The organism is Streptomyces sp. NPDC026589, from assembly GCF_040638385.1.
In the GTDB taxonomy this organism is placed as follows: Bacteria; Actinomycetota; Actinomycetes; order Streptomycetales; family Streptomycetaceae; genus Streptomyces.
Window position 1 is genome coordinate 1 of the sequence record NZ_JBEZYG010000015.1, and the last position, 20,968, is coordinate 20,968.

21 protein-coding genes and 1 tRNA gene are annotated in these 20,968 nt (G+C 70.4%); 13 read left to right on the top strand and 9 right to left on the bottom strand.

The window, feature by feature from the left end; translation table 11 throughout:
• Positions 1-110 precede the first annotated feature (110 nt).
• Positions 111-614 carry a type II toxin-antitoxin system PemK/MazF family toxin gene (locus tag AB0F29_RS24860; RefSeq protein ID WP_361875809.1) on the bottom strand — a complete coding sequence of 168 codons (504 nt, stop codon included), beginning with the start codon at positions 612-614 and terminating at the stop codon, positions 111-113.
• A gap of 267 nt (positions 615-881) precedes the next feature.
• On the opposite strand from AB0F29_RS24860, the gene AB0F29_RS24865 reads away from it, so the two are divergent.
• Positions 882-1,634: an MBL fold metallo-hydrolase gene (locus AB0F29_RS24865; protein WP_361875811.1), complete on the top strand. Its 753-nt coding sequence runs from the start codon at positions 882-884 to the stop codon at positions 1,632-1,634.
• A gap of 76 nt (positions 1,635-1,710) precedes the next feature.
• On the top strand, positions 1,711-2,199 hold the full coding sequence (locus AB0F29_RS24870; protein ID WP_361875814.1) for a GNAT family N-acetyltransferase: 489 nt from the start codon (positions 1,711-1,713) through the stop codon (positions 2,197-2,199).
• Positions 2,200-2,274: 75 nt separating this feature from the next.
• On the opposite strand, the gene AB0F29_RS24875 is transcribed toward AB0F29_RS24870, so the two are convergent.
• Complete coding sequence (locus AB0F29_RS24875) at positions 2,275-3,540, bottom strand: PTS transporter subunit EIIC (protein WP_018958493.1); 1,266 nt, start codon at positions 3,538-3,540, stop codon at positions 2,275-2,277.
• A gap of 279 nt (positions 3,541-3,819) precedes the next feature.
• Positions 3,820-5,079, bottom strand: coding sequence for a PTS transporter subunit EIIC (locus AB0F29_RS24880; RefSeq protein WP_361875818.1), 1,260 nt, complete (start codon positions 5,077-5,079; stop codon positions 3,820-3,822).
• Positions 5,080-5,242: 163 nt separating this feature from the next.
• On the opposite strand from AB0F29_RS24880, the gene AB0F29_RS24885 reads away from it, so the two are divergent.
• From AB0F29_RS24885 to rdgB, 4 genes are all read left to right on the top strand, one after another.
• Positions 5,243-5,533, top strand: a complete 291-nt coding sequence (locus tag AB0F29_RS24885) for a PTS glucose/sucrose transporter subunit IIB (protein WP_078625861.1) — start codon at positions 5,243-5,245, stop codon at positions 5,531-5,533.
• Between the two features lie 167 nt (positions 5,534-5,700).
• Positions 5,701-6,438: a ribonuclease PH gene (gene rph / locus AB0F29_RS24890; protein ID WP_018958495.1), complete on the top strand. Its 738-nt coding sequence runs from the start codon at positions 5,701-5,703 to the stop codon at positions 6,436-6,438.
• Between the two features lie 123 nt (positions 6,439-6,561).
• A complete protein-coding gene (locus tag AB0F29_RS24895; RefSeq protein WP_361875823.1) occupies positions 6,562-6,951 on the top strand; it encodes a hypothetical protein in 390 nt (129 codons plus the stop codon).
• 136 nt (positions 6,952-7,087) lie between these two features.
• Positions 7,088-7,690 (top strand): RdgB/HAM1 family non-canonical purine NTP pyrophosphatase, encoded by a 603-nt coding sequence (gene rdgB / locus AB0F29_RS24900; RefSeq protein ID WP_361875826.1) that lies wholly within the window; start codon positions 7,088-7,090, stop codon positions 7,688-7,690.
• Positions 7,691-7,758: 68 nt separating this feature from the next.
• Here rdgB and AB0F29_RS24905 read toward each other — a convergent pair.
• The 4 genes from AB0F29_RS24905 to bcp form a co-directional block, all read right to left on the bottom strand.
• Positions 7,759-7,842: transfer RNA gene (locus tag AB0F29_RS24905), tRNA-Leu, on the bottom strand.
• Between the two features lie 53 nt (positions 7,843-7,895).
• Entirely contained in the window at positions 7,896-8,420 is a 525-nt protein-coding gene (locus tag AB0F29_RS24910; protein ID WP_361875829.1) for a hypothetical protein, read from the bottom strand.
• Between the two features lie 165 nt (positions 8,421-8,585).
• Positions 8,586-10,082: a glycine betaine/L-proline transporter ProP gene (gene proP, locus AB0F29_RS24915; protein ID WP_361875832.1), complete on the bottom strand. Its 1,497-nt coding sequence runs from the start codon at positions 10,080-10,082 to the stop codon at positions 8,586-8,588.
• 200 nt (positions 10,083-10,282) lie between these two features.
• Positions 10,283-10,750, bottom strand: a complete 468-nt coding sequence (bcp, locus tag AB0F29_RS24920; RefSeq protein WP_056707274.1) for a thioredoxin-dependent thiol peroxidase — start codon at positions 10,748-10,750, stop codon at positions 10,283-10,285.
• A 150-nt stretch (positions 10,751-10,900) separates the two neighbouring features.
• On the opposite strand from bcp, the gene AB0F29_RS24925 reads away from it, so the two are divergent.
• Positions 10,901-11,218, top strand: coding sequence for a DUF3618 domain-containing protein (locus AB0F29_RS24925; protein ID WP_361875835.1), 318 nt, complete (start codon positions 10,901-10,903; stop codon positions 11,216-11,218).
• A gap of 80 nt (positions 11,219-11,298) precedes the next feature.
• Positions 11,299-11,673, top strand: a complete 375-nt coding sequence (locus tag AB0F29_RS24930) for a co-chaperone GroES (RefSeq protein WP_007450657.1) — start codon at positions 11,299-11,301, stop codon at positions 11,671-11,673.
• Positions 11,674-11,792: 119 nt separating this feature from the next.
• On the opposite strand, the gene AB0F29_RS24935 is transcribed toward AB0F29_RS24930, so the two are convergent.
• Positions 11,793-14,087 carry a transglycosylase domain-containing protein gene (locus AB0F29_RS24935; protein ID WP_361875838.1) on the bottom strand — a complete coding sequence of 765 codons (2,295 nt, stop codon included), beginning with the start codon at positions 14,085-14,087 and terminating at the stop codon, positions 11,793-11,795.
• A 288-nt stretch (positions 14,088-14,375) separates the two neighbouring features.
• Between AB0F29_RS24935 and AB0F29_RS24940 the strand changes: the two genes are divergently transcribed.
• The 4 genes from AB0F29_RS24940 to AB0F29_RS24955 all read left to right on the top strand — a co-directional run bounded on the left by AB0F29_RS24940 (position 14,376) and on the right by AB0F29_RS24955 (position 18,045).
• Positions 14,376-15,176 carry an ABC-2 family transporter protein gene (locus AB0F29_RS24940; protein ID WP_361875841.1) on the top strand — a complete coding sequence of 267 codons (801 nt, stop codon included), beginning with the start codon at positions 14,376-14,378 and terminating at the stop codon, positions 15,174-15,176.
• Positions 15,169-16,056 carry an ABC transporter permease gene (locus tag AB0F29_RS24945; RefSeq protein WP_361875844.1) on the top strand — a complete coding sequence of 296 codons (888 nt, stop codon included), beginning with the start codon at positions 15,169-15,171 and terminating at the stop codon, positions 16,054-16,056. The genes AB0F29_RS24940 and AB0F29_RS24945 overlap by 8 nt, the downstream gene beginning before the upstream one ends.
• A gap of 30 nt (positions 16,057-16,086) precedes the next feature.
• Complete coding sequence (locus tag AB0F29_RS24950) at positions 16,087-17,187, top strand: ATP-binding cassette domain-containing protein (protein ID WP_361875847.1); 1,101 nt, start codon at positions 16,087-16,089, stop codon at positions 17,185-17,187.
• Positions 17,188-17,319: 132 nt separating this feature from the next.
• Complete coding sequence (locus AB0F29_RS24955; RefSeq protein WP_361876353.1) at positions 17,320-18,045, top strand: DUF1707 domain-containing protein; 726 nt, start codon at positions 17,320-17,322, stop codon at positions 18,043-18,045.
• A gap of 61 nt (positions 18,046-18,106) precedes the next feature.
• Here AB0F29_RS24955 and AB0F29_RS24960 read toward each other — a convergent pair whose 3' ends face one another.
• Positions 18,107-19,354, bottom strand: coding sequence for an SGNH/GDSL hydrolase family protein (locus AB0F29_RS24960; RefSeq protein ID WP_361875850.1), 1,248 nt, complete (start codon positions 19,352-19,354; stop codon positions 18,107-18,109).
• Between the two features lie 142 nt (positions 19,355-19,496).
• Here AB0F29_RS24960 and AB0F29_RS24965 point away from each other — a divergent pair, with 142 nt between their 5' ends.
• Positions 19,497-20,936 carry a DUF445 domain-containing protein gene (locus AB0F29_RS24965; RefSeq protein ID WP_361875854.1) on the top strand — a complete coding sequence of 480 codons (1,440 nt, stop codon included), beginning with the start codon at positions 19,497-19,499 and terminating at the stop codon, positions 20,934-20,936.
• The last annotated feature ends 32 nt before the right edge of the window (positions 20,937-20,968 follow it).

Consider the following 20,968-nt stretch of genomic DNA (forward strand, 5'->3'; position numbering starts at 1 on the left):
GCCGCGCCGCCCCGGCGCCGGCGGGGGGCCTATGATCATTCCACCCCCCGCCGCCCCCCCCCCCCCCCGCCGGGGCGCCCCCCCCCCCCCCCCCCACACGGCCCCGCCCCTCACCCCGCCCCCAGCCCGCGCACCCGCTCCCACACCCCCGGGTCCACCGTCCCCACCCGCCGCCGGAACCCGGCGATACGGACCTCCCGCAGCTCGTCCGTCTCCAGGAAGCTCTGCCGCCCCTGCCGGTCCCCGACCGTCCCCGAGGGCAGCGCGATCACCCCGGGCCGCTCCTCGTGATGCCGACTGGTGATCTTCGCGACCAGCGCCGTGCGCCCCCGGCCCCGCCCCCGCACCGAGATCACCAGACACGGCCGGTCCTTCGACCCGGGCCCGTCCTCGTACGGCACATCGGCCCACCACACCTCACCGGCCCGAGGCGTACGCCCGTCCCCACGCCCCTCCGGACCCGACGGCCGCGACGGCGGCCGGGTCGACCCGGCCGGCTGCCGGGGCCGACGCGAGCGGGGACCGCGGTCCGAGCGCCCCCGGCCGTCCACCACCGCGGCCACGAGCGCCAGCAGAACCACGGCGACCAGCGCCACCCACCAGAACGTGTTCATCCCCCGACCGTACCGGCGGCCGCGACGGGCACGGCGGGGCAGCCGGTGGGCGCGCTTCCATCGAACCGGTGACAGGGCAGGTGAGTTCCCCCACAACGGAGGGCAGCGGAGGAGCGACGCGGAGTTTCGCGCCTTACGCTCGACAAACCGCAGAACCCAGCAGAACCCATTCCGCAGGCACCGTACGAAGCTCCGAAGGCACCGTACGGAGCCCCGGCGGAATCGCACGAACCCTCCCCGTTCCCGCGTACCGGAGGTTCACGCTCCATGAAGCTCACCGTCGTCGGCTGCTCCGGCTCGTTCCCCTCCACGGGTTCGGCATGCTCGAGCTACCTCGTAGAGGCCGACGGCTTCCGGCTGCTCCTCGACATGGGCAACGGCGCCCTCGGCGAGTTGCAGCGCCACGTCGGTCTCTACGACCTCGACGCGATCTTCCTCAGCCATCTGCACGCAGACCACTGCATCGACATGTGCGCGTATTTCGTCGTGCGCTACTACCGCCACGACGGCGCCCGCCCCGTCCCTCTCCCGGTCTACGGGCCCGAGGGCACCGAGCAGCGGCTGACCGCCGCCCACGGGGACACCCCGTCCGACCGGGCGATGAGCGAGGTCTTCGACTTCCACACCCTCAAGTCCCAGTCCTTCGAGATCGGCCCCTTCTCGGTCCGTACGGAGAAGCTCCGCCACCCCGTCGACACCTTCGGCATCCGGATCGAGCACGGCGGCTCCGTCCTCGCCTACTCCGGCGACACGGGGATCTGCGACGCCCTGGAGGACCTGGCCCGCGACGCGGACCTGTTCCTCTGCGAGGCGTCGTTCATCGACGGCAAGGAGGACATTCCGGACCTGCACCTCAACGGCCGCGAGGCCGGCGAGGCGGCGGCCCGCGCCGGAGCACGCCGGCTCGTCCTCACCCACATCCCGCCGTGGACCGACGCCGGCCGTAACGCCGCCGACGCCCGAGCGGCCTACCCGGGCCCGGTGGAACTGGCGGCCCCGGGCGCGGTGTACGAGCTCTGATCCCCGCACGGGCGGCGGGCGGCCCGGTTTCGCGCGACGCGCCGCCGGCCGCGGGCCGCTCTGCGAGACTGCTCGGATGATCACGATCAGACCCGCCCGGGACGCCGACCTCGACGGCTTCCTGGCCCTGGCGTCCCAGGTCGAGCACTGGTTCGGGCCGATGGCCGAGGAGCCGGGCTTCCACCGCGCGGTGGAAGCCCACATCCGTGACGGGGCGGCCCTGGTCGCCGAGTCCGCCGACGCGTCCGGCCCCGTCGGCGGCCTGCTGTTCGGCACCGAACCGCCCACGTACCACGTGCACTGGCTCGTCACCGCCGAACACTTTCGAGGCGCCGGAGTGGGCCGACTGCTGATGGCGGAGGCGATGCGCCGTTACGTCACGGGGCCCGGCACCGTGGAGGTGGTCACCTTCGGGCCGGACCACCCGGGGGCGGTGGAGAGCGGGGCCCGCGTCTTCTACGAGCGGCTCGGCTTCCGCCCCGGCGAGCCCGCGGACCCGGGACCGGAGGGCGGTTCCCGCCAGCTCTACCGGCTGGACGTGCCTGATTCCGTACGCCCGGTGTGACGGGTACGCCGAAGCCCCCGCTCCCGAAAGACGTCTCCGGGAAGCGAGGGCTTCGGCGTACGGGCGTGGCGGAGGCTACTTCGCCTCGGCCTTCTGCAGCTCGGCGAGCTCCTCGTCCGATTCCCGGCCCGGGGTCGGCAGGTTGAACTTGGTGATCGCGAAGCGGAAGACCACGTAGTAGACCACCGCGAAGCAGAGGCCGACCAGGACCAGCAGCCAGGGCTTCGACGCGATGCCGAGGTTCAGCAGGAAGTCGACCAGACCGGCCGAGAAGCCGAAGCCGTCCTTCATGCCGAGCGCCCAGGTCAGGGCCATCGACACACCGGTCAGCACCGCGTGGATCGCGTACAGCACCGGGGCGACGAACATGAAGGTGAACTCGATCGGCTCGGTCACACCGGTGACGAACGAGGTCAGCGCGAGCGAGAACATCATGCCGCCGACGACCTTGCGGCGCTCGGGGCGGGCACAGTGGACGATCGCGAGGCAGGCCGCCGGGAGGGCGAACATCATGATCGGGAAGAAGCCGGTCATGAACTGTCCGGCGGTCGGGTCGCCCTCCAGGAAGCGGGCGATGTCACCGTTCTTGCCGTTGTACTCGCCCGCCTGGAACCACGGGAAGGAGTTCAGCAGGTGGTGCATGCCGACCGGGATCAGCGCACGGTTGGCGACACCGAAGATGCCCGCGCCGACCGCGCCGGAGCCCACCAGCCACTCACCGAAGTTGTGCAGACCCGCGCCGAGGACCGGCCAGATCAGGCCGAAGACGATGCCGATGACCAGACCCGCGAAGGCGGAGAGGATCGGGACCAGACGGCGGCCGCTGAAGAAGCCGGCCCAGTCGGGCAGCTTCGTCCGGTAGAACTTCTGGTAGAGCAGCGCCACGACGATACCCATCACCACACCGCCGAGGACGCCGGCGTTGACGGGGGCGTCGACCATGACGATCTTGTCGTCGACCACGGTGGCCTTCTGCGGCAGGCTGCCGTCCGTGAAGGTCGCGAGCACCTTCTGGAAGACGAGGTAGCCGGTGACGGCGGCCAGGGCGGTGGAGCCGTCCGACTTCTTCGCGAAGCCGATCGCGATGCCGACGGCGAACAGCAGCGCCATGTTGTCGAGGAGCGCGTTGCCGCCCGCGGACATGTAGCCGGCGAGCTTCGTTATGAAGGTCGGGAACGACTCGCGGCCCAGCATGTCGTCATTGCCGAGGCGGACCAGGAGTGCGGCGGCCGGCAGCACGGCGACCGGCAGCATGAGGCTGCGGCCGATGCGCTGCATGACGGACATCACGCCGGCGCCCTTCTTCTTCTCGGCCGCGGGTGCGGTCTCAGCCGTGGTCATCAACTTCCTCCATGGGACACGGTGCCGCCCGGGTCGTTGATGCGGGGAGGCGGCGACTCGACAGACGCCGGCAGACAGCCGTGGTCTGGACCACTCAGTGGTGTAGACCAGTTTTAGCACGGTGAGGGTTAGATAAGGAACCTGCAATTCCCTGCTTATTCGCAGTAGCAGATCCGGCACTTTCGGTGACATGCCGAAGCCCCCGGACCGAGTGGTCCGGGGGCCTCATGCGTGCCGTATGCACCGGGTCCGAAGACCCGGGGTCCTTACCGCGCCGCGCTACTTGGTGAGGTCCTTCTCGATCTCCCTCTCGATCTCCTCCGGTTCGCGCCCCGGTGTCTTGAGGTCGAACTTGATGATCGCGAAACGGAAGACCACGTAGTAGACCACCGCGAAGCCCGCGCCGATCGGGATGATCAACCAGGGTTTCGTATCCAGATGCCAGTTGACGACGTAGTCGATCAACCCGGCCGAGAAGCTGAACCCCGCGTGCACCCCCAACAGCCAGGTGATGCCCATCGACGCCCCGGTCAGCACCGCGTGCACGCCGTACAGCAGCGGCGCGACGAACATGAACGAGAACTCCAGCGGCTCCGTCACACCCGTGACGAACGAGGTCAGCGCCACCGAGACCATCAGGCCCGCCACCTCCTTGCGGCGCTCGGGCCGCGCGCAGTGGGTGATGGCGAGGGCCGCGGCGGGCAGGCCGAACATCATGATCGGGAAGAACCCCGAGGTGAACTGACCGGCCGACGGGTCCCCGGCGAAGAACCGGGAGATGTCGCCCTGCACGGTCTGGCCGTCCGCCCCGGTGAACTCACCCGCCTGGAACCAGAAGAACGTGTTCAGGAACTGGTGCATGCCGATCGGGATCAACAACCTGTTTGCGAAGCCGAAGATCGCCGCGCCCCAGGAGCCGAGGTCGATCAGCTGCTTGGAGAACCAGGTCAGCCCGTCGCCCACCGGCTGCCACAGCAGGCCGAACAGCACGCCGAGGATCACACAGAGGAACGCCATCAGGATCGGCACCAGGCGTCGCCCGTTGAAGAACCCGAGCCAGTCGACCAGCTTGGTGCGGTGATAGCGCTGCCAGACGACCGCGGTCAGCAGCCCGATCAGGATGCCGCCGAGCACACCGGGGTTCTGCGGCTCACCGTCGGGCAGTGCCTCCGTCACGGTGCCGTCCATGGGGAACGCGGTCAGCACCCCCCGGTAGACCAGGAAGCCGACGACGGCCGCCAGCGCGGTGGAGCCGTCCGCCTTCTTCGCGAAGCCGATGGCGACGCCGATGCAGAACAACAGGGGGAGGCCGAGCTCGCCGTCGAGGATCGCCCCGCCACCGTTGAGCAGGACCTTGGAGGTCTTGTCCCAGAAAGCGCCGTCCAGGTACGAGCTGAAGAGGTTGCCGAGACTGACGAGCAGGCCGGCGGCGGGGAGCACGGCCACCGGGAGCTGAAGGCTCCGCCCGACCTTCTGCAGGCCCTGGACCGGTCCGTTCCACCATTTTTGCTGCGGTACCGCAGCGGCGCTCGAACTCATGGGCGTCCTCCCGGAACACTTCACGTTTGGCGGTCGTTGCAAACTGGTGTAGACCAGTTGCGTCACGGTCCGGGGTCCGTCCCGAAGACAGGGCGCCGGTGATCGTTATCTTTCGGGATCATCCGGTTACCCGCCCGCGAAGTTGGGCCAACCGTGCGTTACCGTGACGAAACGGACCCGCAGCGGGCGGCCGTCTGCGCGCGAAACCAGGGAGAAGGACATGGCCACCAAGGCTGAGAAGATCGTCGCCGGGCTCGGCGGTATCGACAACATCGACGAGATCGAAGGCTGCATCACCCGCCTCCGCACCGAGGTCCACGACCCCAGCAAGGTCGACGAAGCCGCCCTCAAGGCCGCCGGCGCCCACGGCGTCGTCAAGATGGGCACCGCGATCCAGGTCGTCATCGGCACCGACGCGGACCCCATCGCCGCCGACATCGAAGACATGATGTGACCGGCTGACCCCACGCCGGAAACCACAGGCCCCGTCCCCCCACCGGAGGACAGGACGGGGCCTGCGCCATGCCCCCGCACACCCCTGCGCACGCGGGAGCGCCGCGGCACGGCGGCCGCCACCGCACCCGAACGGAGCCACCCCCGCCACCGGATAAAGTCGGCCCCATGTCTCGCATCGACGGCCGCACCCCCGAACAGCTCCGCCCCGTCACCATCGAACGCGGCTGGAGCAAGCACGCCGAGGGCTCAGTCCTCATCTCCTTCGGCGACACCAAAGTCTTCTGCACCGCCTCCGTCACTGAAGGCGTCCCGCGCTGGCGCAAGGGCAGCGGCGAAGGCTGGGTCACCGCCGAATACTCCATGCTGCCCCGCTCCACCAACACCCGCGGCGACCGCGAAGCCGTACGCGGCAAGATCGGCGGACGCACCCACGAGATCAGCCGACTGATCGGCCGCTCACTGCGCGCCGTCATCGACTACAAGGCCCTTGGCGAGAACACCATCGTCCTGGACTGCGACGTCCTCCAGGCCGACGGCGGCACCCGCACGGCCGCCATCACCGGCGCCTACGTCGCCCTCGCCGACGCCGTCGCCTGGGCCCAGGGCAAGAAGATCGTCAAGGCCGGCCGCAAGCCGCTCACCGACACCGTCGCCGCCATCAGCGTCGGCATCGTCGACGGCACCCCGCTCCTCGACCTCTGCTACGAGGAGGACGTCCGCGCCGAGACCGACATGAACGTCGTCTGCACCGGCGACGGCCGCTTCGTCGAGGTCCAGGGCACCGCCGAGGGCGCACCCTTCGACCGCAAGGAACTCGGCGCGCTCCTCGACCTCGCCACCGCCGGCTGCGTCGACCTCGCCGCACTCCAGCGCGACGCACTCGCCCGCACCCAGGACGCGTAGCGACCCACCCCCCGCGGGTAAAGAAGCAACCAAATACGCACCACATAGCGTCGTTACGGATACGGGCGCACGGGTCGAACCGTGCGCCCGTCCACGTAACGATCCCCGGGGAGGGACCGAACCATGGCAACGCGCCGCCACCAACGCCTCGCACTCGCCACCGCCGCCACCCTGCTGACGCTGACCACGGCCGCAGGCTGCGCAGGCCTCGACAAGGCGCTCGACTGCGTCCGCACCGCCGACGCCATCGCCACCAGCGTCGGCAACCTCCAGAAGGCCGTCTCCAACGCCTCCGAGGACATCACCCAGGCCTCCGAGTCCCTGGACGAGATCGACCGCGAGCTGAAGAAGCTCGACGACACCACGGACAACGCCGACCTCTCCAAGGCCGTCGACGACCTCCAGACCGGCGTCACCGGCGTCCGCAAGTCCATCGAGGCCGGCGACGCCACCCCCGACATCACCCCCGTGACGGACGCGGCGACGGAGATCGGCAAGGTCTGCAGCCCGTAAGCACCACCAAGGGCGGGGCGGGCCAGGGGGGCGCGACCGGGCAGCCCGGCCCGGGCCGGGCCGGGGGCGGCACGGCACGGCCCGGCGGCCCGGGGCGGCACGGCCCGCCCAGGCCGCCCGGGGCGATAATCGCCCCATGAAGCGCCTGATCCTCGCCACCCGCAACGCCGGGAAAATCACCGAACTCCACGCCATCCTCGCCGACGCGGGACTCGACCTCGACCTCGTCGGCGCGGACGCGTACCCCGACATCCCCGACGTCAAGGAAACCGGCGTCACCTTCGCCGAGAACGCGCTCCTCAAGGCCCACGCCCTGGCGAGCGCCACCGGCCTCCCCGCCGTCGCCGACGACTCGGGCCTCTGCGTGGACGTCCTCGGCGGCGCCCCCGGCATCTTCTCCGCCCGCTGGTCCGGCACCCACGGCGACGACACGGCCAACCTGAACCTGCTCCTGGCCCAACTCGGCGACATCGCCGACGAACACCGCGGCGCCTACTTCGCCTGCGCCGCCGCCCTGGCCCTCCCCGACGGCACGGAACACGTGGTCGAGGGCCGCCTCAACGGCACCCTGCGCCACACCCCGTCCGGCACGGGCGGCTTCGGCTACGACCCGATCCTCCAGCCGGAGGGCGAGACCCGCACGTGCGCGGAGCTGACCCCGGCGGAGAAGAACGCGATCAGCCACCGGGGGAAGGCGTTCCGGGCGTTGGTGCCGGTGGTGCGGGAGTTGGCGGGGTGAGGCGCCACTTCCGACACCGATAGGGGGCCGCACCCCTGCCCAGGGGTGCGGCCCCCTATCGGTTCCTGTGCGGCCGGTGGGACTCGAACCCACACGGGATCACTCCCACGGCGTTCTAAGCGCCGCTCGTATGCCAATTCCGACACGGCCGCATCCAACAGCCATGCTAGCCGGGAGGGCGCCCCGCACGGTACGCGCATGCGAATCAGGTTTCCGTCCGACTCCTTGGGCGTCGGTTTCTGCACCACGTGTCTGTCAGCGCGTGGCAGCGTGACCGGCCGTCGTCGGGTATCCCCAGACTGCACGCTGTACCCCGGATGCTCTTGGCCGACGCTGCCGCCGCCCGTAACTCATCGGTGGTGAAGGAGAGATCCAGCTGGGAGCGGTTAAGCCCCGGAAAGTGGTCGACATCGATTCCAGCGGCGGCGATACGGCGGCCGATGTGGGAGAGAGTGCCGCTGGCCGGTGGGGCACCGAGTTCGTTGACGACCTCGCGCAGCGAGGTGCTGCGTTTCACCGCTGCTGCGATCGCCGAGTCCGGGTACTTCTTCCACGGGCTCCGCTGCTTGAAGTGCGAAGTGTCCAGCCCGTACTCCGTCGCCTTCCGCTGGAGTGTGCGTCGCCTGCCGCCGTTCTCCGGCAGCCCCAGTCGGCGCATCAGGTCGGTCCAGTTCGCCGATGCGGCTATGCCCTCCGCCAGCCGCTCCCGTGTGTACGGGCTGTTCCCCATGGGTTCCCCCTCCGTCCCGGCTGCGCGTTCGCAGCCTCGTACGGAGTAACGAACCGCTTATCGGACAGTCACGCCCGAAATCCGGTGAGAACGCGGAACGGCCCGCACTGCTCGACGCGAGCGGTGCGGGCCGTTCCTCCGAGGGAGGGCCGGAAGGGGGGCGGGTCAGAACTTCGGGTCCGGTGCCTGGGACTGGACCAGTTCCGCCGCCTCCTCGTCCGTCTCGACCGACGGCGGGGAGCCGATCAGCGGTTGCTGGGCCGTCTCCTTCATGCAGGCGACCGCGATCAGGCCCACCAGGGCCGCCGCCATCGCGTAGTACGCGGGCATCAGGTTGGAGCCGCTCCAGCTGATCAGGGCCGTGATGACCAGCGGGGTCGTGCCGCCGAAGATCGACGCGGAGAGGTTGTAGCCGACCGACAGGGACCCGTAGCGGACGTTCGTCGGGAACAGGGCCGGGAGCGCGGCCGACATCGTGCCGAGCATGCAGACCAGGGAGAGGCCCAGCATCAGCATGCCGATGGTGATCGGGAGGATGCCGTCGATCCGGATGAGGAGGAACGCGGGCAGGGAGAGGAAGAGGAAGCCCAGCATCCCGGTCATCAGCAGCGGTTTGCGGCCGAAGCGGTCGGACAGCTTGCCGATCTGGCTGATGATCGTCATCAGGAACACCATCACCGCCAGCAGGATCAGCAGCCCGTGCGTCTCGCTGTAGCCGAGCTCGTCGGAGAGGTACGTCGGCATGTACGACAGCAGCATGTAGTCGGTGATGTTGTACGCGCCGACCAGGCAGATGCAGAGGACCAGCGTCCGCCAGTGCTGCCGGAAGATCTTCGCCAGGTCGCCCTTGGCCGTGGCCTCGACGCCGTCCGCCGCCTCGCTCGCGTGCGCCGTGCCGCCCTCCAGCTTCTGGAAGGCGGGGGTCTCGTCCAGGCGCAGTCGCAGGTAGAGGCCGACCAGGCCCAGCGGGCCCGCGACGAGGAACGGGATCCTCCACCCCCAGGCCTCCATCTGCGCGTCGTTCAGGAGGGCGTACAGGGCCGTCACGAGGCCTGCCGCGCCGACGTAGCCGGCCAGGGTGCCGAACTCCAGGAAGCTGCCGAAGAAGCCGCGTCGTTTGTCGGGGGCGTACTCGGCGATGAACGTCGAGGCGCCGCCGTACTCACCTCCGGTCGAGAAGCCCTGGAGCATCCGGAAGAAGATCAGCAGGACCGCGGCCCAGACGCCGATCGTGTCGTGCGAGGGGATCAGGCCGATCGCGAACGTGCCGACGGCCATCAGGATCATTGTCAGCGCGAGGACCTTCTTGCGGCCGACCTTGTCGCCCATCGGGCCGAAGAACATGCCGCCGAGCGGCCGTACGAGGAAGGCCACCGCGAAGGTCGCGAAGGAGGAGAGGAGCTGCGTGGTCTCGTTCCCGGACGGGAAGAACACGTGTCCGATCGTCACGGCCAGGTAGGAGTAGATCCCGAAGTCGAACCACTCCATGGCGTTACCCAGGGAGGCGGCTTTCACGGCCCTCTTGACCGCCGCGTCGTCCGTGACCGTGATGTCCGTCCGGCGCAGCGGCGGGTTGCGCCGTTTCCGGATGGCCCGGAAGAGCGTGGGGTGGCGTTTGACCGCTTCGGGGTCGGCCGCCTGGTGGGGGTCGGAGGCCGCCATGGCCGGGTCCTTTCCTCGGAGTGTGTTCCAGGAAAAGCTTCTGCGCAGTCATGGCGGTCGCAAACCGACTTCGTGGGCCGATGCGATCTCCCTCACATGATCTGAACACGTTCTGCGGTCGGCCGCCGGTCGGAATCGCCGTGATTGCCGGAATCGTGTGAGGGGTGGCCCGGGGCCGCCGGTGCCCCGGGCGGTGGGCGTCAGATGCCCAGATCCCTGATGATCTTGGCTACGTGGCCGGTCGCCTTGACGTTGTAGAACGCGTGCTCGATCTTGCCGTCCTCGTCGACGACGACGGTGGAACGGATCACGCCCGTCACCACTTTGCCGTAGAGCTTCTTCTCGCCGAAGGCGCCGTAGGCCTCCAAAGTTTCCTTGGCCGGGTCGCCCACCAGGGTGACCTTGAGGTTCTCCGTGTCGCGGAATTTGGCGAGCTTCTCCGGCTTGTCGGGGGAGACGCCGATGACGTCGTACCCGGCGCTCGCCAGGAGGTCGAGGTTGTCCGTGAAGTCGCAGGCCTGCTTGGTGCATCCGGGGGTAAGCGCGGCCGGGTAGAAGTACACGATGACCTTGCGGCCCTTGTGGTCCGCGAGCGACACCTCGTTGCCGTCGGCGTCGGGAAGGGTGAAGGCGGGAGCGGTGTCGCCGGGCTTCAGTCGCTCGCTCATGTGGTTCTCCTCGGGTGGTGCGCGGGTCGGACGGGACCGAGGGTAATAGGGGTGCCGCCGGGTGTGCGGGGGTTCGAGCTGACAGACTGTCGATGAAGGTTCACGAAGGTTCACGAAGGTTTACCGGACGACGACCACGGAGGCGGCGCAGTGTCGGATGCCAGGACCCCTGCGCAGATCGAGGCGGACATCATCAGCAGGCGCGAGCAGCTCGCTGTGGTGCTCGATGAGATCGGGGTGCGGGTACACCCGAAGACGATCATCGGAGATGCCAAGGCGAAGGCGGCCCAGTCCGTGGACCGGACGGCCGGCCGTGCCTTCGTCGCGGTGAACCGTTCGGTGTCGGAGGTGAAGGCGCAGTTTGTCGCGGAGGACGGCTCCCCGCGGTTGGAGCGGGTGATTCCCGTGACTCTGCTGGTGGTCGGTGTGGTGGGGCTGCTCACCGTGTCCAGCCGTCGCCGCAGGTGAGCGGCGGCGGTCGGTAGGCGTCCGGTGGCGTTCGGCACCCGGCGGCGTACGGTCCGGGGCCCGGCAGGTAGGTTGCGGGCGTGAGCGACAACACCCACGAGGGCCATCGCGGTGCCACCGGCTCCGCCGACGACGACAAGCTGCCCATCCGGATGCTGCACGACCGGGTGCTGGTGCGGAACGACGCGTCCGAGGGCGAGCGGCGCTCCGGTGGCGGCATCCTGATTCCGGCGACGGCCGCGGTGGGCCGGCGTCTGGCCTGGGCGGTCGTTGTCGCGGTCGGGCAGAACGTGCGGACGGTGGAGCCCGGTGACCGGGTGCTGTACGACCCGGAGGACCGTGCCGAGGTCGAGGTGCGGGGTGTGGCGTACGTCCTGATGCGGGAGCGCGATCTGCACGCGGTGGCCGCCGACCGGTTCGAGGGTTCGGTGGATTCGACCGGGTTGTATCTGTAGGGCTCCGTATCTGTAGGGCTCGCCGGGGGCTCTCGGGCGGGCCCCGGTCATGCCGGGCGCCCCGGTCATACCGGGCGGGCCCCGGTCATGCCGGGGCCGTGAAAGCCCTCGATGGAGCCTCAGCCTCCGCCGCCCCTGCTGTCCCCCTCCCCGTCACCGCCGGTGCCATTCGTTCCGCCGTCCGCTCCGCCGTCCCTGCCGCCCGTGCCGCCGATGTCCGCGCCGGACGGGGGAGGGCTGCTGCCGGCCGGGTTGACCTCCGTGGAGCCGGAGGGGCCGGTGGTGGGTTCCGACGAGGAGGACGGGTCCGTGCTGCCGTCGGGGTTCTCGTCGAGCGGGGGTTCGTCCTCCTCGTCGGAGCCGGGTGCCGTCTCCAGGTCGAACTCCTGGGCGGGGGAGGAGCGCAGCGCCGCTTCCGTGTAGGCGGCCCAGGTCTCGGCCGGGGCGCCGCCGCCGTTGACGCGGGGCAGGCCGAGGGCTCCGTACAGCGGGGTCTGGGCGCCCGTCTTCGGGTTCTGGCCCATCACGGCGACGACGGTCGCGAGGTCCGGGGTGTATCCGGCGAACCAGGCGGCCCGGTCCTCCTCCGCCGTGCCGGTCTTGCCCGCGGCGGGGCGGCCCACGGCCTGGGCCGCCGTGCCGGTGCCGCCCTCCACGACGCCCCGCAGCACGGCGGTGGTGGTGTCGGCGGCCTCGCGGCTGACGGCCTGGTCGGTCGTGCGCTCGGGCAGCTGGATCTCCGCGCCGTCCTTGGTGACCTTCTCGACGAGGACGTGGCGGCCGTGCCGGCCGTGGTCGGCGAGGGTGGCGTACGCCTCGGTCATGTCGAGGACGCTGGCGTTGGCGGTGCCGAGCGCGATGGAGGGGGAGGCGGTGAGGTCGGGGGTGTCGGTGGGGATGCCGAGGGCGACCGCGGTGTCCCGGACCTTTCCGGGGCCGACGTCCTGGGCCATCTGCGCGTAGACGGAGTTGACGGACTTGTCGGTGGCGGCGCGTACGGTGATGTCGCCGTAGTCGACGTCGTCCTCGTTGGCTGGGGCGTAGTCGGTGGGGCCCTGCACGCCGACGACCATGCGTTTGTTGGCGCCGTCGTAGACGGTGTTGGGCGTGATGCGCCGGCCGTCCTGGGTGGTGGAGTCGTTGACGACGGCGGAGGTGAGGACGAACGGCTTGAAGATCGAGCCGACCTGGTAGTCGCGGCGGGTCGCGTTGCTGACGTACTGCTTCGTGTAGTCGATGCCGCCGTACAGGGCGACGACCTCGCCGGTGCCGGGGACGATCGAGGCCCCGCCGACGCGGACGTTGCGGTCGGCCTTGCGGTCGGCGCTGGTCCTGGACATCACGTTGGCGTCGACGGCCTTGACGAAGGCGTCCTGCTTGGCCTTGTCGAGGGTCGTGGTGATGCGGTAGCCGCCGGTGGCGAGGGTCTTCCCGTCGAGGATGCCGCGCTGGTCGAGGTGGTCCTCGACGGCCTGGACGATGTAGCCGCGCTGTCCCGAGAGCCCGGTCGACGGTCTGGCCTCGCCGGGGGTGGGGAACTCCGTCGTCGCCCGTTCGGCCGCATCGAGCCAGTCTTCCTTGACCATGCCGTCCAGGACGTAGTTCCAGCGGTGCTGGGCGGCGGGTTCGTTGTCGGGGTGGGCGACGACGTCGTAGGCGCTGGGGGCGTTCAGGAGGGAGGCGAGGTAGGCGCCCTCGGCGGTGGTGAGGTCCTCGACGTTCTTGCTGTAGTACGCCTGCGCGGCGGCCTGGATGCCGTAGGCGTTGCGCCCGAAGTAGCTGGTGTTGAGGTAGCCCTCGAAGATCTGGTCCTTGGTCTCCTCGCGGTCGAGCTTGACCGCGATGAAGAACTCCTTGGCCTTGCGCAGGACGGTCCGCTCCTGGCCGAGGTAGTAGTTCTTCACGTACTGCTGGGTGATCGTCGACCCGCCCTGCTTGCCCTTGCCGGTCACGGTGTTCCAGCCGGCCCGGGCCATCGCCTTCACGTCCACGGCGCGCTCGGAGTAGAAGTCCCGGTCCTCGGCGGCCAGTACCGCGTGCTGGACGGTCGCGGGGACCTGGGAGAGCTTGACCTTCTCCCGGTTCACGTCGCCGTCGCGGGCGATGACGCTGCCGTCGCTGTAGAGGTAGACGTTGGACTGGGCGGTGGCCGCGGCGTTGGCAGCCGGGATGTCGACGAACTGGTATCCGGCGACGAAGCCTCCGATGAGGAGGAGCGCGAGGCCCAGGACGGTCCCGAGGGTCATCCGCCAGGTGGGGACGGCGCGCCGCCAGCCGGTGCGTCGTTTCCTGTCGTGCTTCCGGTTCTTCCGGTTCTTCCCGTTGTTCCCCGGCGGCTCTCCCCGGTGGTTCCCGGGTGCGGCCGCCGCGCCCGAGGGGTCGCGGGGGGCCCAGTGCTGTGACTCGTCGCTCATGTCCGTGGGGCTCCTCGGGCGTGGTCAGTTCTCCCATAGTGCCCGTTTCATGGGGAAATCTTCGGTTCTGCCTGGTTCGTTCCCTCCACCGGTCGTCACGGTCGTCACGGTCGTCACGGTCGTCACGGTCGTCACGGTCGTCACGGTTGTCACTGTCGTCACCGAGGTCACGCACACACACGGTCGACAACCCGGTCGCGAAAACCCGGTCGCTGGGGCCGTGGCGCCTGCACTAGGCTCGGGCGCTTTGGTGTCGGGCGCCGGTGGTGCCGGGGAAGAGGGGGCGACGTGCGGCTCTACGCGTTGGTGGCGGGGGGTGCGTTCCGGCGCTACGCCACCTACCGGACGGCCACGGCCGCGGGGGTGTTCACCAACACGGTCTTCGGCTTCATCGTGGCGTACACCTACATCGCGCTGTGGGACGTACGTCCGCAGCTCGGCGGGTACGACACGTCCGAGGCGCTGACCTATGTCTGGCTCGGGCAGGCCCTGCTGATGGCCTGCGCCATGATGGGCGGCGGCTTCGAGGACGAGCTGGCGGAGCGTATCCGTACGGGGGACATCGCCGTCGACCTGTACCGTCCTGCCGACCTCCAGCTGTGGTGGATGGCGGGCGACCTGGGCCGGGCGGCGTTCCATCTGCTGGGGCGCGGTGTCGTGCCGATGTTCCTCGGGGCGCTCGCCTTCGATCTGGCGCTCCCGGGATCGCCGTGGACCTGGCCGGCGTTCTTCGTCTCGGTGTTCCTGGGCGTGGTGGTCAGCTTCGCGATGCGCTTTCTGGTCGCGATGTCGGCGTTCTGGCTGATGGACGGGGCGGGCGCGATGCGGATCGTGTCGCTGGCCGGGCTGTTCTTCTCCGGGATGCTGCTGCCGTTGAACCTGTTCCCCGGACTGCTGGGGGAGGTGGCGCGGGCGCTGCCGTGGTCCTCGCTGCTCCAGGTCCCGGCGGATGTGTTCCTCGGCAAGCACACGGGGTGGGGGCTGGTGGAGGTGTACGCGTTCCAGGGCGGCTGGGCGGTGGTGCTGCTGCTGGCGGGCCGTCTGCTCCAGACCGTGGCGACCAGGAGGGTGGTGGTGCAGGGTGGCTGAGAGCGTGGTGCGGACGGAGGAGAGGGCCGGGGCGCCGGAGGTGCCGGAGGCGTTCCCCTTCCCGGAGCGGCCCCGGCTGTTGGAGGGCGTGCGGGCGTACGGGCTGATCATGGCGATGTGGGTGCGCTCGACGATGGCGTACCGGGCCTCGTTCGCCATGACGGTGTTCGGGGACTTCGCGGTGACGGCCTTCGACTTCGTGACGATCCTGCTGATGTTCTCGCACGTCGACGCCCTGGGCGGCTACACGTTGCAGGAGATCGCCCTGCTGTACGGGGTGTCGGCCACCGCGTTCGGGCTGTGCGACCTGCTGCTGGGTTCGATGGACCGGGTGGGCCGCCGGGTCCGGGACGGGACGTTCGACACCCTGCTGGTGCGGCCGGTCCCGGTGCTGGCGCAGGTCGCGGCGGACCGGTTCGCGCTGCGCCGGCTGGGGCGGATCACACAGGGGCTGCTGGTCCTCGGCTACGCGCTGGTCTCGCTGGACATCGCGTGGACGCCGGTGAAGGTGCTGATGCTGCCGATGATGGTGGTGAGTGGTGCGGCGATCTTCGGCGCGATCTTCGTCGCGGGGGCGGCGTTCCAGTTCGTCGCGCAGGACGCCTCGGAGGTGCAGAACTCCTTCACGTACGGCGGGACGACGCTGCTCCAGTACCCGCCCACGATCTTCGCGAAGGACCTCGTGCGCGGGGTGACGTTCGTGGTGCCGCTGGCCTTCGTCAGCTGGCTGCCCGCGCTGTACGTGCTGGACCGGGAGTACCCGGTCGATCTGCCGGAGTGGGTGGCGTTCCTGCCGCCGCTGGTGGCGGTGGCCTGCTGGGGGCTGGCGGGGATCGCGTGGCGGGCGGGGCTGCGGGCGTACCGGAGCACGGGCAGTTGAGCGGGAACGAACACGGAGGAGGGTACGGGCATGGGTGACGGCACAGGCACAGGCACAGGCACTGACGCGGGCACGGGCACGGACACAGGTGTGGGCACGGGCACGACCACGGGCACGGGCACGGGCACGACCGCAGGCTTCGGCGGCGACACCGACGGCTTCATCACGCTCGACGGCGTCGAGAAGGTCTTCCAGGTCCGCCGCCGCACCGGACTGCTGCGCCGCGAGCGCCGCGAGGTGCGGGCGGTGGACGGGATCAGCTTCCGGGTGGCCCGCGGCGAGATGGTCGGCTACATCGGCCCGAACGGGGCCGGGAAGTCGACCACGATCAAGATGCTGACGGGCATCCTCACCCCGAGCGGCGGCCGGCTGCGGGTCGCGGGTATCGACCCCTCCCGCGAACGTACGCGCCTGGCACACCGCATCGGTGTCGTCTTCGGCCAGCGGACCACCCTCTGGTGGGATCTGCCGCTGCGCGACTCGTACCGGCTGATGCACCGCATGTACCGGATCCCCGACCGGCGTTACCGCGAGAACCTGGACCGCTGCGTCGAACTCCTCAATCTGGGGGAGCTGTTGGAAGTCCCCGTACGGCAGCTCTCGCTGGGGCAGCGGATGCGCGGCGACATCGCGGCGGCGTTGCTGCACGATCCGGAGGTGCTCTACCTGGACGAGCCGACGATCGGCCTCGATGTGATCTCCAAGGCCAAGGTGCGGCAGTTCCTGAAGGAGTTGAACACCGAGCGCGGGACGACGGTCCTGCTGACGACGCACGACCTCACCGACATCGAGCAGCTGTGCAACCGGGTGATGGTGATCGACCACGGCCGTCTGATGTACGACGGTTCGCTGGCGGGCCTCCACGAGGTGGGGGAGAGCGAACGCATGCTCGTGGTGGACCTGGAGAGCGAACTCCCCCCGATCGTCCTGGAGTCGGAGGGGGCGGGCGGCGGGCCGGCCCTGCGGGCGGTCAAGGTGGAGGGTCCGCGCCAGTGGCTGGCGTTCCCGGCCGCCGCGTCGGCGGCCCCGCTGGTGGCGCGGATCGCCGCGGAGTACCCGCTGGTCGACCTGTCGGTACGGGAGCCGGACATCGAGGCCGTGATCGCCAGGATGTACGAGTCCGCGCCGTGACGGGCGCACTCCCTCGGGGCGGCGCGACGGGCACTCCTCCGGAGCGGCGCGCGCAGGTCACGGGCCTGAACGTCTGTGCCGGGAACGGGTGCGTTCAATAGGCTGCGCCGTATGACAAGTGAGAGTCCGGACATGCGCGCCTCCGATGCCGAGCGTGAGCGGATCGCGGAACTGCTGCGCGAGGCCGTGGCCGAGGGCCGCCTGGACATGGACGAGTTCGACCAGCGCCTCGAAACGGCCTACAAGGCCCGCACGCACGGGGAGTTGGAGCCGTTGGTCCAGGACCTTCCGGCGCCGGGCTCGGTGGTCGCTCCGGTCGGCTCGTCCGCGCCCGCCCCGCTGCGGGGCTCCGCGGCGAACTGGCCCGCGAGGATCGGCGGCAGCGCCACCTCGAAGGGGGCGTTCGCCCTGTGGGGCGGGTTCAACCGGAAGGGCCGCTGGACGGTCGGCCGGATGTTCACCGCGTTCGCGATGTGGGGCGGCGGCGAGATCGATCTGCGCGAGGCGCACTTCGAGGACCGCGAGACCGTCATCCGCTGCATCACCATCATGGGCGGCATCCATGTGACCGCGCCGCCCGAGCTGAACGTCGATGTCCGGGGCGTCGGCATCATGGGAGGTTTCGGGGAGGGCTCCAACGAGGAGGGCGAGCCCGCCCCGGACGCCCCGTACGTGCGGATCACCGGCTTCGCCCTGATGGGCGGCGTCGGCGTGGACCGCAAGCGGACGAAGGCGGAGCGCCGCCGGCTGAAGGAGGCGAAGGAGGCCGAACGGGAGGCGCGCCGCCGGCGCGAGCTGGAGGGCCCGGACGGCGGCCCGGACGGCGGCCCGGACGGCGGCGGCCGCAAGGAACTCTGAGAGCCCGGGGCCCGGGGCCTGGGGACCTGGGGCCTGGGGGCCCGGATGGTCCCTCAGCGCCTCACAGCGCGTCGGACCGGGGTGCGCCGGCCCGGTCCAGGACCTTCAGGTCCAGCCGGTCGCCGAGCGCGCGGTACCCGTCGTCGTTGAGGTGCAGATGGTCACCGGAGTCGTACGCGGCGAGGATGCGGTTCGGTGCGGCGGGGTCGCGTACCGCCGCGTCGAAGTCCACGTAGGCGTCGAAGACCGTCCCCGCCCGGATCTGCTCGTTGACGGCCTGGCGCACGGCGTCGCGCTGGGGCGTCCAGGTGGCGAAGCCCTCGAACGGGGTCAGCGTCGCGCCGACGACCGTGAGCCCGCGCGCGTGCGCCCGGTCGGTGAGGGCGCGCAGGCTGTCCACGATGCGCTGGGGGTCGGCCTCCTGGGGGCGCTGCTGTACGTCGTTGATGCCGAGCGCCACGACGACCGTCCGGGCCCCGGCGACCGCCAGGACGTCGCGGTCGAGGCGGTCGGTGCCCGACTGGCCCCCGGTGCCGCGGCCGATGCCCACGACCCGGTTGCCCGCGATGCCCGCGTTGGCGACTCCGTACCGGCCGCCCAGCCGGTCGGCGAGGACGTCGGGCCAGCGGGCGTTGGCGTCGGTGGTGGAGCCGCTGCCGGCGGTCAGGGAGTCCCCGAAGGCGACGATCGCGCCGCGCGCGTTCTCGCTGCGGACGTCCACAGCGGTCAGATAGCGCCAGTGGGTGGTGCTCCAGGTGCCGCGTTCGTCGATCAGGTACGAGGTCTGGTGCGTGTTGGGGTGGTAGGTGACCGGCCCGCCCGCCCGCGGGGTGCGGAAGCCGACCTGGAGGTCGGAGTCGGGGGCCACGGGCACCGCGACCGGGTCGCTGATGACCTGTCCGCCCGCCGCGACGGTGACGGCGGCGGAGCCCTTGAAGGTCACCGGCCGGGTGTTGACGGTGGCCTGGTCGACGACCAGGGGGCCCGTGCCGAAGAGGTTCGACAGGGTTATCCGGGCGACCTCGCCGCCGATGCTGGTGTGCACGACGTTACGGATGGTGCGCCCGGGGAGCCCGTCCTCGGTGCCCGGTTCGGCACGGACGGGCGCGGCGGCCCAGGTGGTGACCCACCTGCCGCCCGAGGTCGCGGGGGCGACCGGGTTGCGGGCCGCTGCCTGGGTCTCGGCGGGCGGGAGCGGTGCCGACCGGTGGCCGGAGAGCAGCGTCGTGCCGAAGGCGACGGCGGCGGCGAGCACGGCTGTGCCCGCCACTAGGGCGATGAGCAGGGCATACCCCTGGCGCCTGGGCATGTGCGGTGTTTCTCCTTGTGATGATCGTGCTGGTCCCATGATGCGACAGGCCGTCGGGAACTCGACGTGCGGCCCGGGAGTAGGGGAGGTAGGGACAATGCGTACGTCACGGGGGCGAGGCGCACGCGGACGGGTGGAGCGGATGGAACGGACCGGATCCGGCGAGCAGGAGCAGGGCGAGGACGCGGTGCAGAAGTCGGAGCGATCGGAGCGTGCGGCGCTGCCGCCGGCACAGGGGCAGGAGCAGGCACAGGGGCAGGAACAGGCACAGGCACAGACGCCGGGGCAGGCGCCGAGGGCGGGTGCGGGCCCGCTGGCCTCGTTCGCGTACACCGCCGCCGACGAGGAGAAGCAGCGCGGCGTACGGCGCATGAAAATCACGGCCACCGGCCTCCTTCTGCTCGTCGCGCTCGTCTACGTCCTGGCCACCTGGGCGAAGAACTCAGGCGTGGGGGGCTGGCCGGGCTACGTCGCGGCGGCTGCCGAGGCGGGGATGGTGGGCGCGTTGGCGGACTGGTTCGCCGTCACGGCGCTCTTCCGGCGCCCGCTCGGCCTGCCCATTCCGCACACAGCCATCATCCCCACCAAGAAGGATCAGCTGGGACAGTCACTCGGTTCCTTCGTTGGCGAGAACTTTCTCTCCGGAGACGTCATTCGTGACCGAATTCACGCTCTGGGGGTCGGCCGGAGGCTCGGTGTGTGGCTCGCGGAGCCGGCCCACGCCGACCGGGTCACCGCCGAGCTGGCGACGGCCCTGCGCGGTGCGCTGACGGTCCTTCGGGATTCCGATGTGCAGGCGGTGGTCGGCGAGGCCATCACCCGGCGCGCGGACGCGGCGGAGGTCGGCCCGGGCCTCGGCAAGATGCTGGAGAAGGTCGTCACGGACGGCGGCCACCGCAAGGTCGTCGACCTCGTCTGTGTCCGGGCGCACGACTGGCTGGTGGAGCACGGCGACTCGGTGATGAACGCGGTGCAGGGCGGAGCCCCCGGCTGGACCCCGCGGTTCGTGGACAAGCGGGTGGGGGAGCGGGTCTACAAGGAACTGCTGCGGTTCGTCACGGAGATGCGGGACATGCCGGAGCACCCGGCGCGCGGCTCCATCGACACGTTCCTGACCGACTTCGCGTCCGACCTCCAGAGCGACGCCGACACCCGGGCGCGGGTGGAGCGGCTGAAGTCGGAGATCCTGGGCCGGAGTGAGGTCCAGGACGTCATCGCCTCGGCCTGGTCGTCCGTACGGACGATGATCCTCTCGGCGGCAGAGGACGAACGCAGCGAGCTGCGGCTGCGGGCCCGCGCCTCGCTGATGTCGCTGGGTGCGCGGCTGTCGAGCGACGAACGGCTCCAGGGCAAGCTGGACGGCTGGCTGGAGGACGCCGCGGTGTACGTCGTGACGACGTACCGCGCGGAGATCACCTCGCTGATCAGCGAGACGGTGGCCGGGTGGGACGCGGACCAGACCTCGAAGAAGATCGAGGCGCACATCGGCCGCGACCTCCAGTTCATCCGGATCAACGGCACGGTGGTCGGCGCGCTGGCGGGCCTGGCGATCTACACGGTGTCGCACGCGCTGAGCGGCTGAGCGGCTGGGTGGCTGAGCAGTTGGGTGGCTGG

Excerpts from the sequence above, each read along its gene's own strand:
- AB0F29_RS24860 (WP_361875809.1), bottom strand. The coding sequence starts at position 614 with ATGAACACGTTCTGGTGGGTGGCGCTGGTCGCCGTGGTTCTGCTGGCG.
- AB0F29_RS24865 (WP_361875811.1), top strand. The coding sequence starts at position 882 with ATGAAGCTCACCGTCGTCGGCTGCTCCGGCTCGTTCCCCTCCACGGGT.
- AB0F29_RS24870 (WP_361875814.1), top strand. The coding sequence starts at position 1,711 with ATGATCACGATCAGACCCGCCCGGGACGCCGACCTCGACGGCTTCCTG.
- AB0F29_RS24875 (WP_018958493.1), bottom strand. The coding sequence starts at position 3,540 with ATGACCACGGCTGAGACCGCACCCGCGGCCGAGAAGAAGAAGGGCGCC.
- AB0F29_RS24880 (WP_361875818.1), bottom strand. The coding sequence starts at position 5,079 with ATGAGTTCGAGCGCCGCTGCGGTACCGCAGCAAAAATGGTGGAACGGA.
- rph (WP_018958495.1), top strand. The coding sequence starts at position 5,701 with ATGTCTCGCATCGACGGCCGCACCCCCGAACAGCTCCGCCCCGTCACC.
- AB0F29_RS24895 (WP_361875823.1), top strand. The coding sequence starts at position 6,562 with ATGGCAACGCGCCGCCACCAACGCCTCGCACTCGCCACCGCCGCCACC.
- rdgB (WP_361875826.1), top strand. The coding sequence starts at position 7,088 with ATGAAGCGCCTGATCCTCGCCACCCGCAACGCCGGGAAAATCACCGAA.
- AB0F29_RS24910 (WP_361875829.1), bottom strand. The coding sequence starts at position 8,420 with ATGGGGAACAGCCCGTACACACGGGAGCGGCTGGCGGAGGGCATAGCC.
- proP (WP_361875832.1), bottom strand. The coding sequence starts at position 10,082 with ATGGCGGCCTCCGACCCCCACCAGGCGGCCGACCCCGAAGCGGTCAAA.
- bcp (WP_056707274.1), bottom strand. The coding sequence starts at position 10,750 with ATGAGCGAGCGACTGAAGCCCGGCGACACCGCTCCCGCCTTCACCCTT.
- AB0F29_RS24935 (WP_361875838.1), bottom strand. The coding sequence starts at position 14,087 with ATGAGCGACGAGTCACAGCACTGGGCCCCCCGCGACCCCTCGGGCGCG.
- AB0F29_RS24950 (WP_361875847.1), top strand. The coding sequence starts at position 16,087 with ATGGGTGACGGCACAGGCACAGGCACAGGCACTGACGCGGGCACGGGC.
- AB0F29_RS24955 (WP_361876353.1), top strand. The coding sequence starts at position 17,320 with ATGCGCGCCTCCGATGCCGAGCGTGAGCGGATCGCGGAACTGCTGCGC.
- AB0F29_RS24960 (WP_361875850.1), bottom strand. The coding sequence starts at position 19,354 with ATGCCCAGGCGCCAGGGGTATGCCCTGCTCATCGCCCTAGTGGCGGGC.
- AB0F29_RS24965 (WP_361875854.1), top strand. The coding sequence starts at position 19,497 with ATGGAACGGACCGGATCCGGCGAGCAGGAGCAGGGCGAGGACGCGGTG.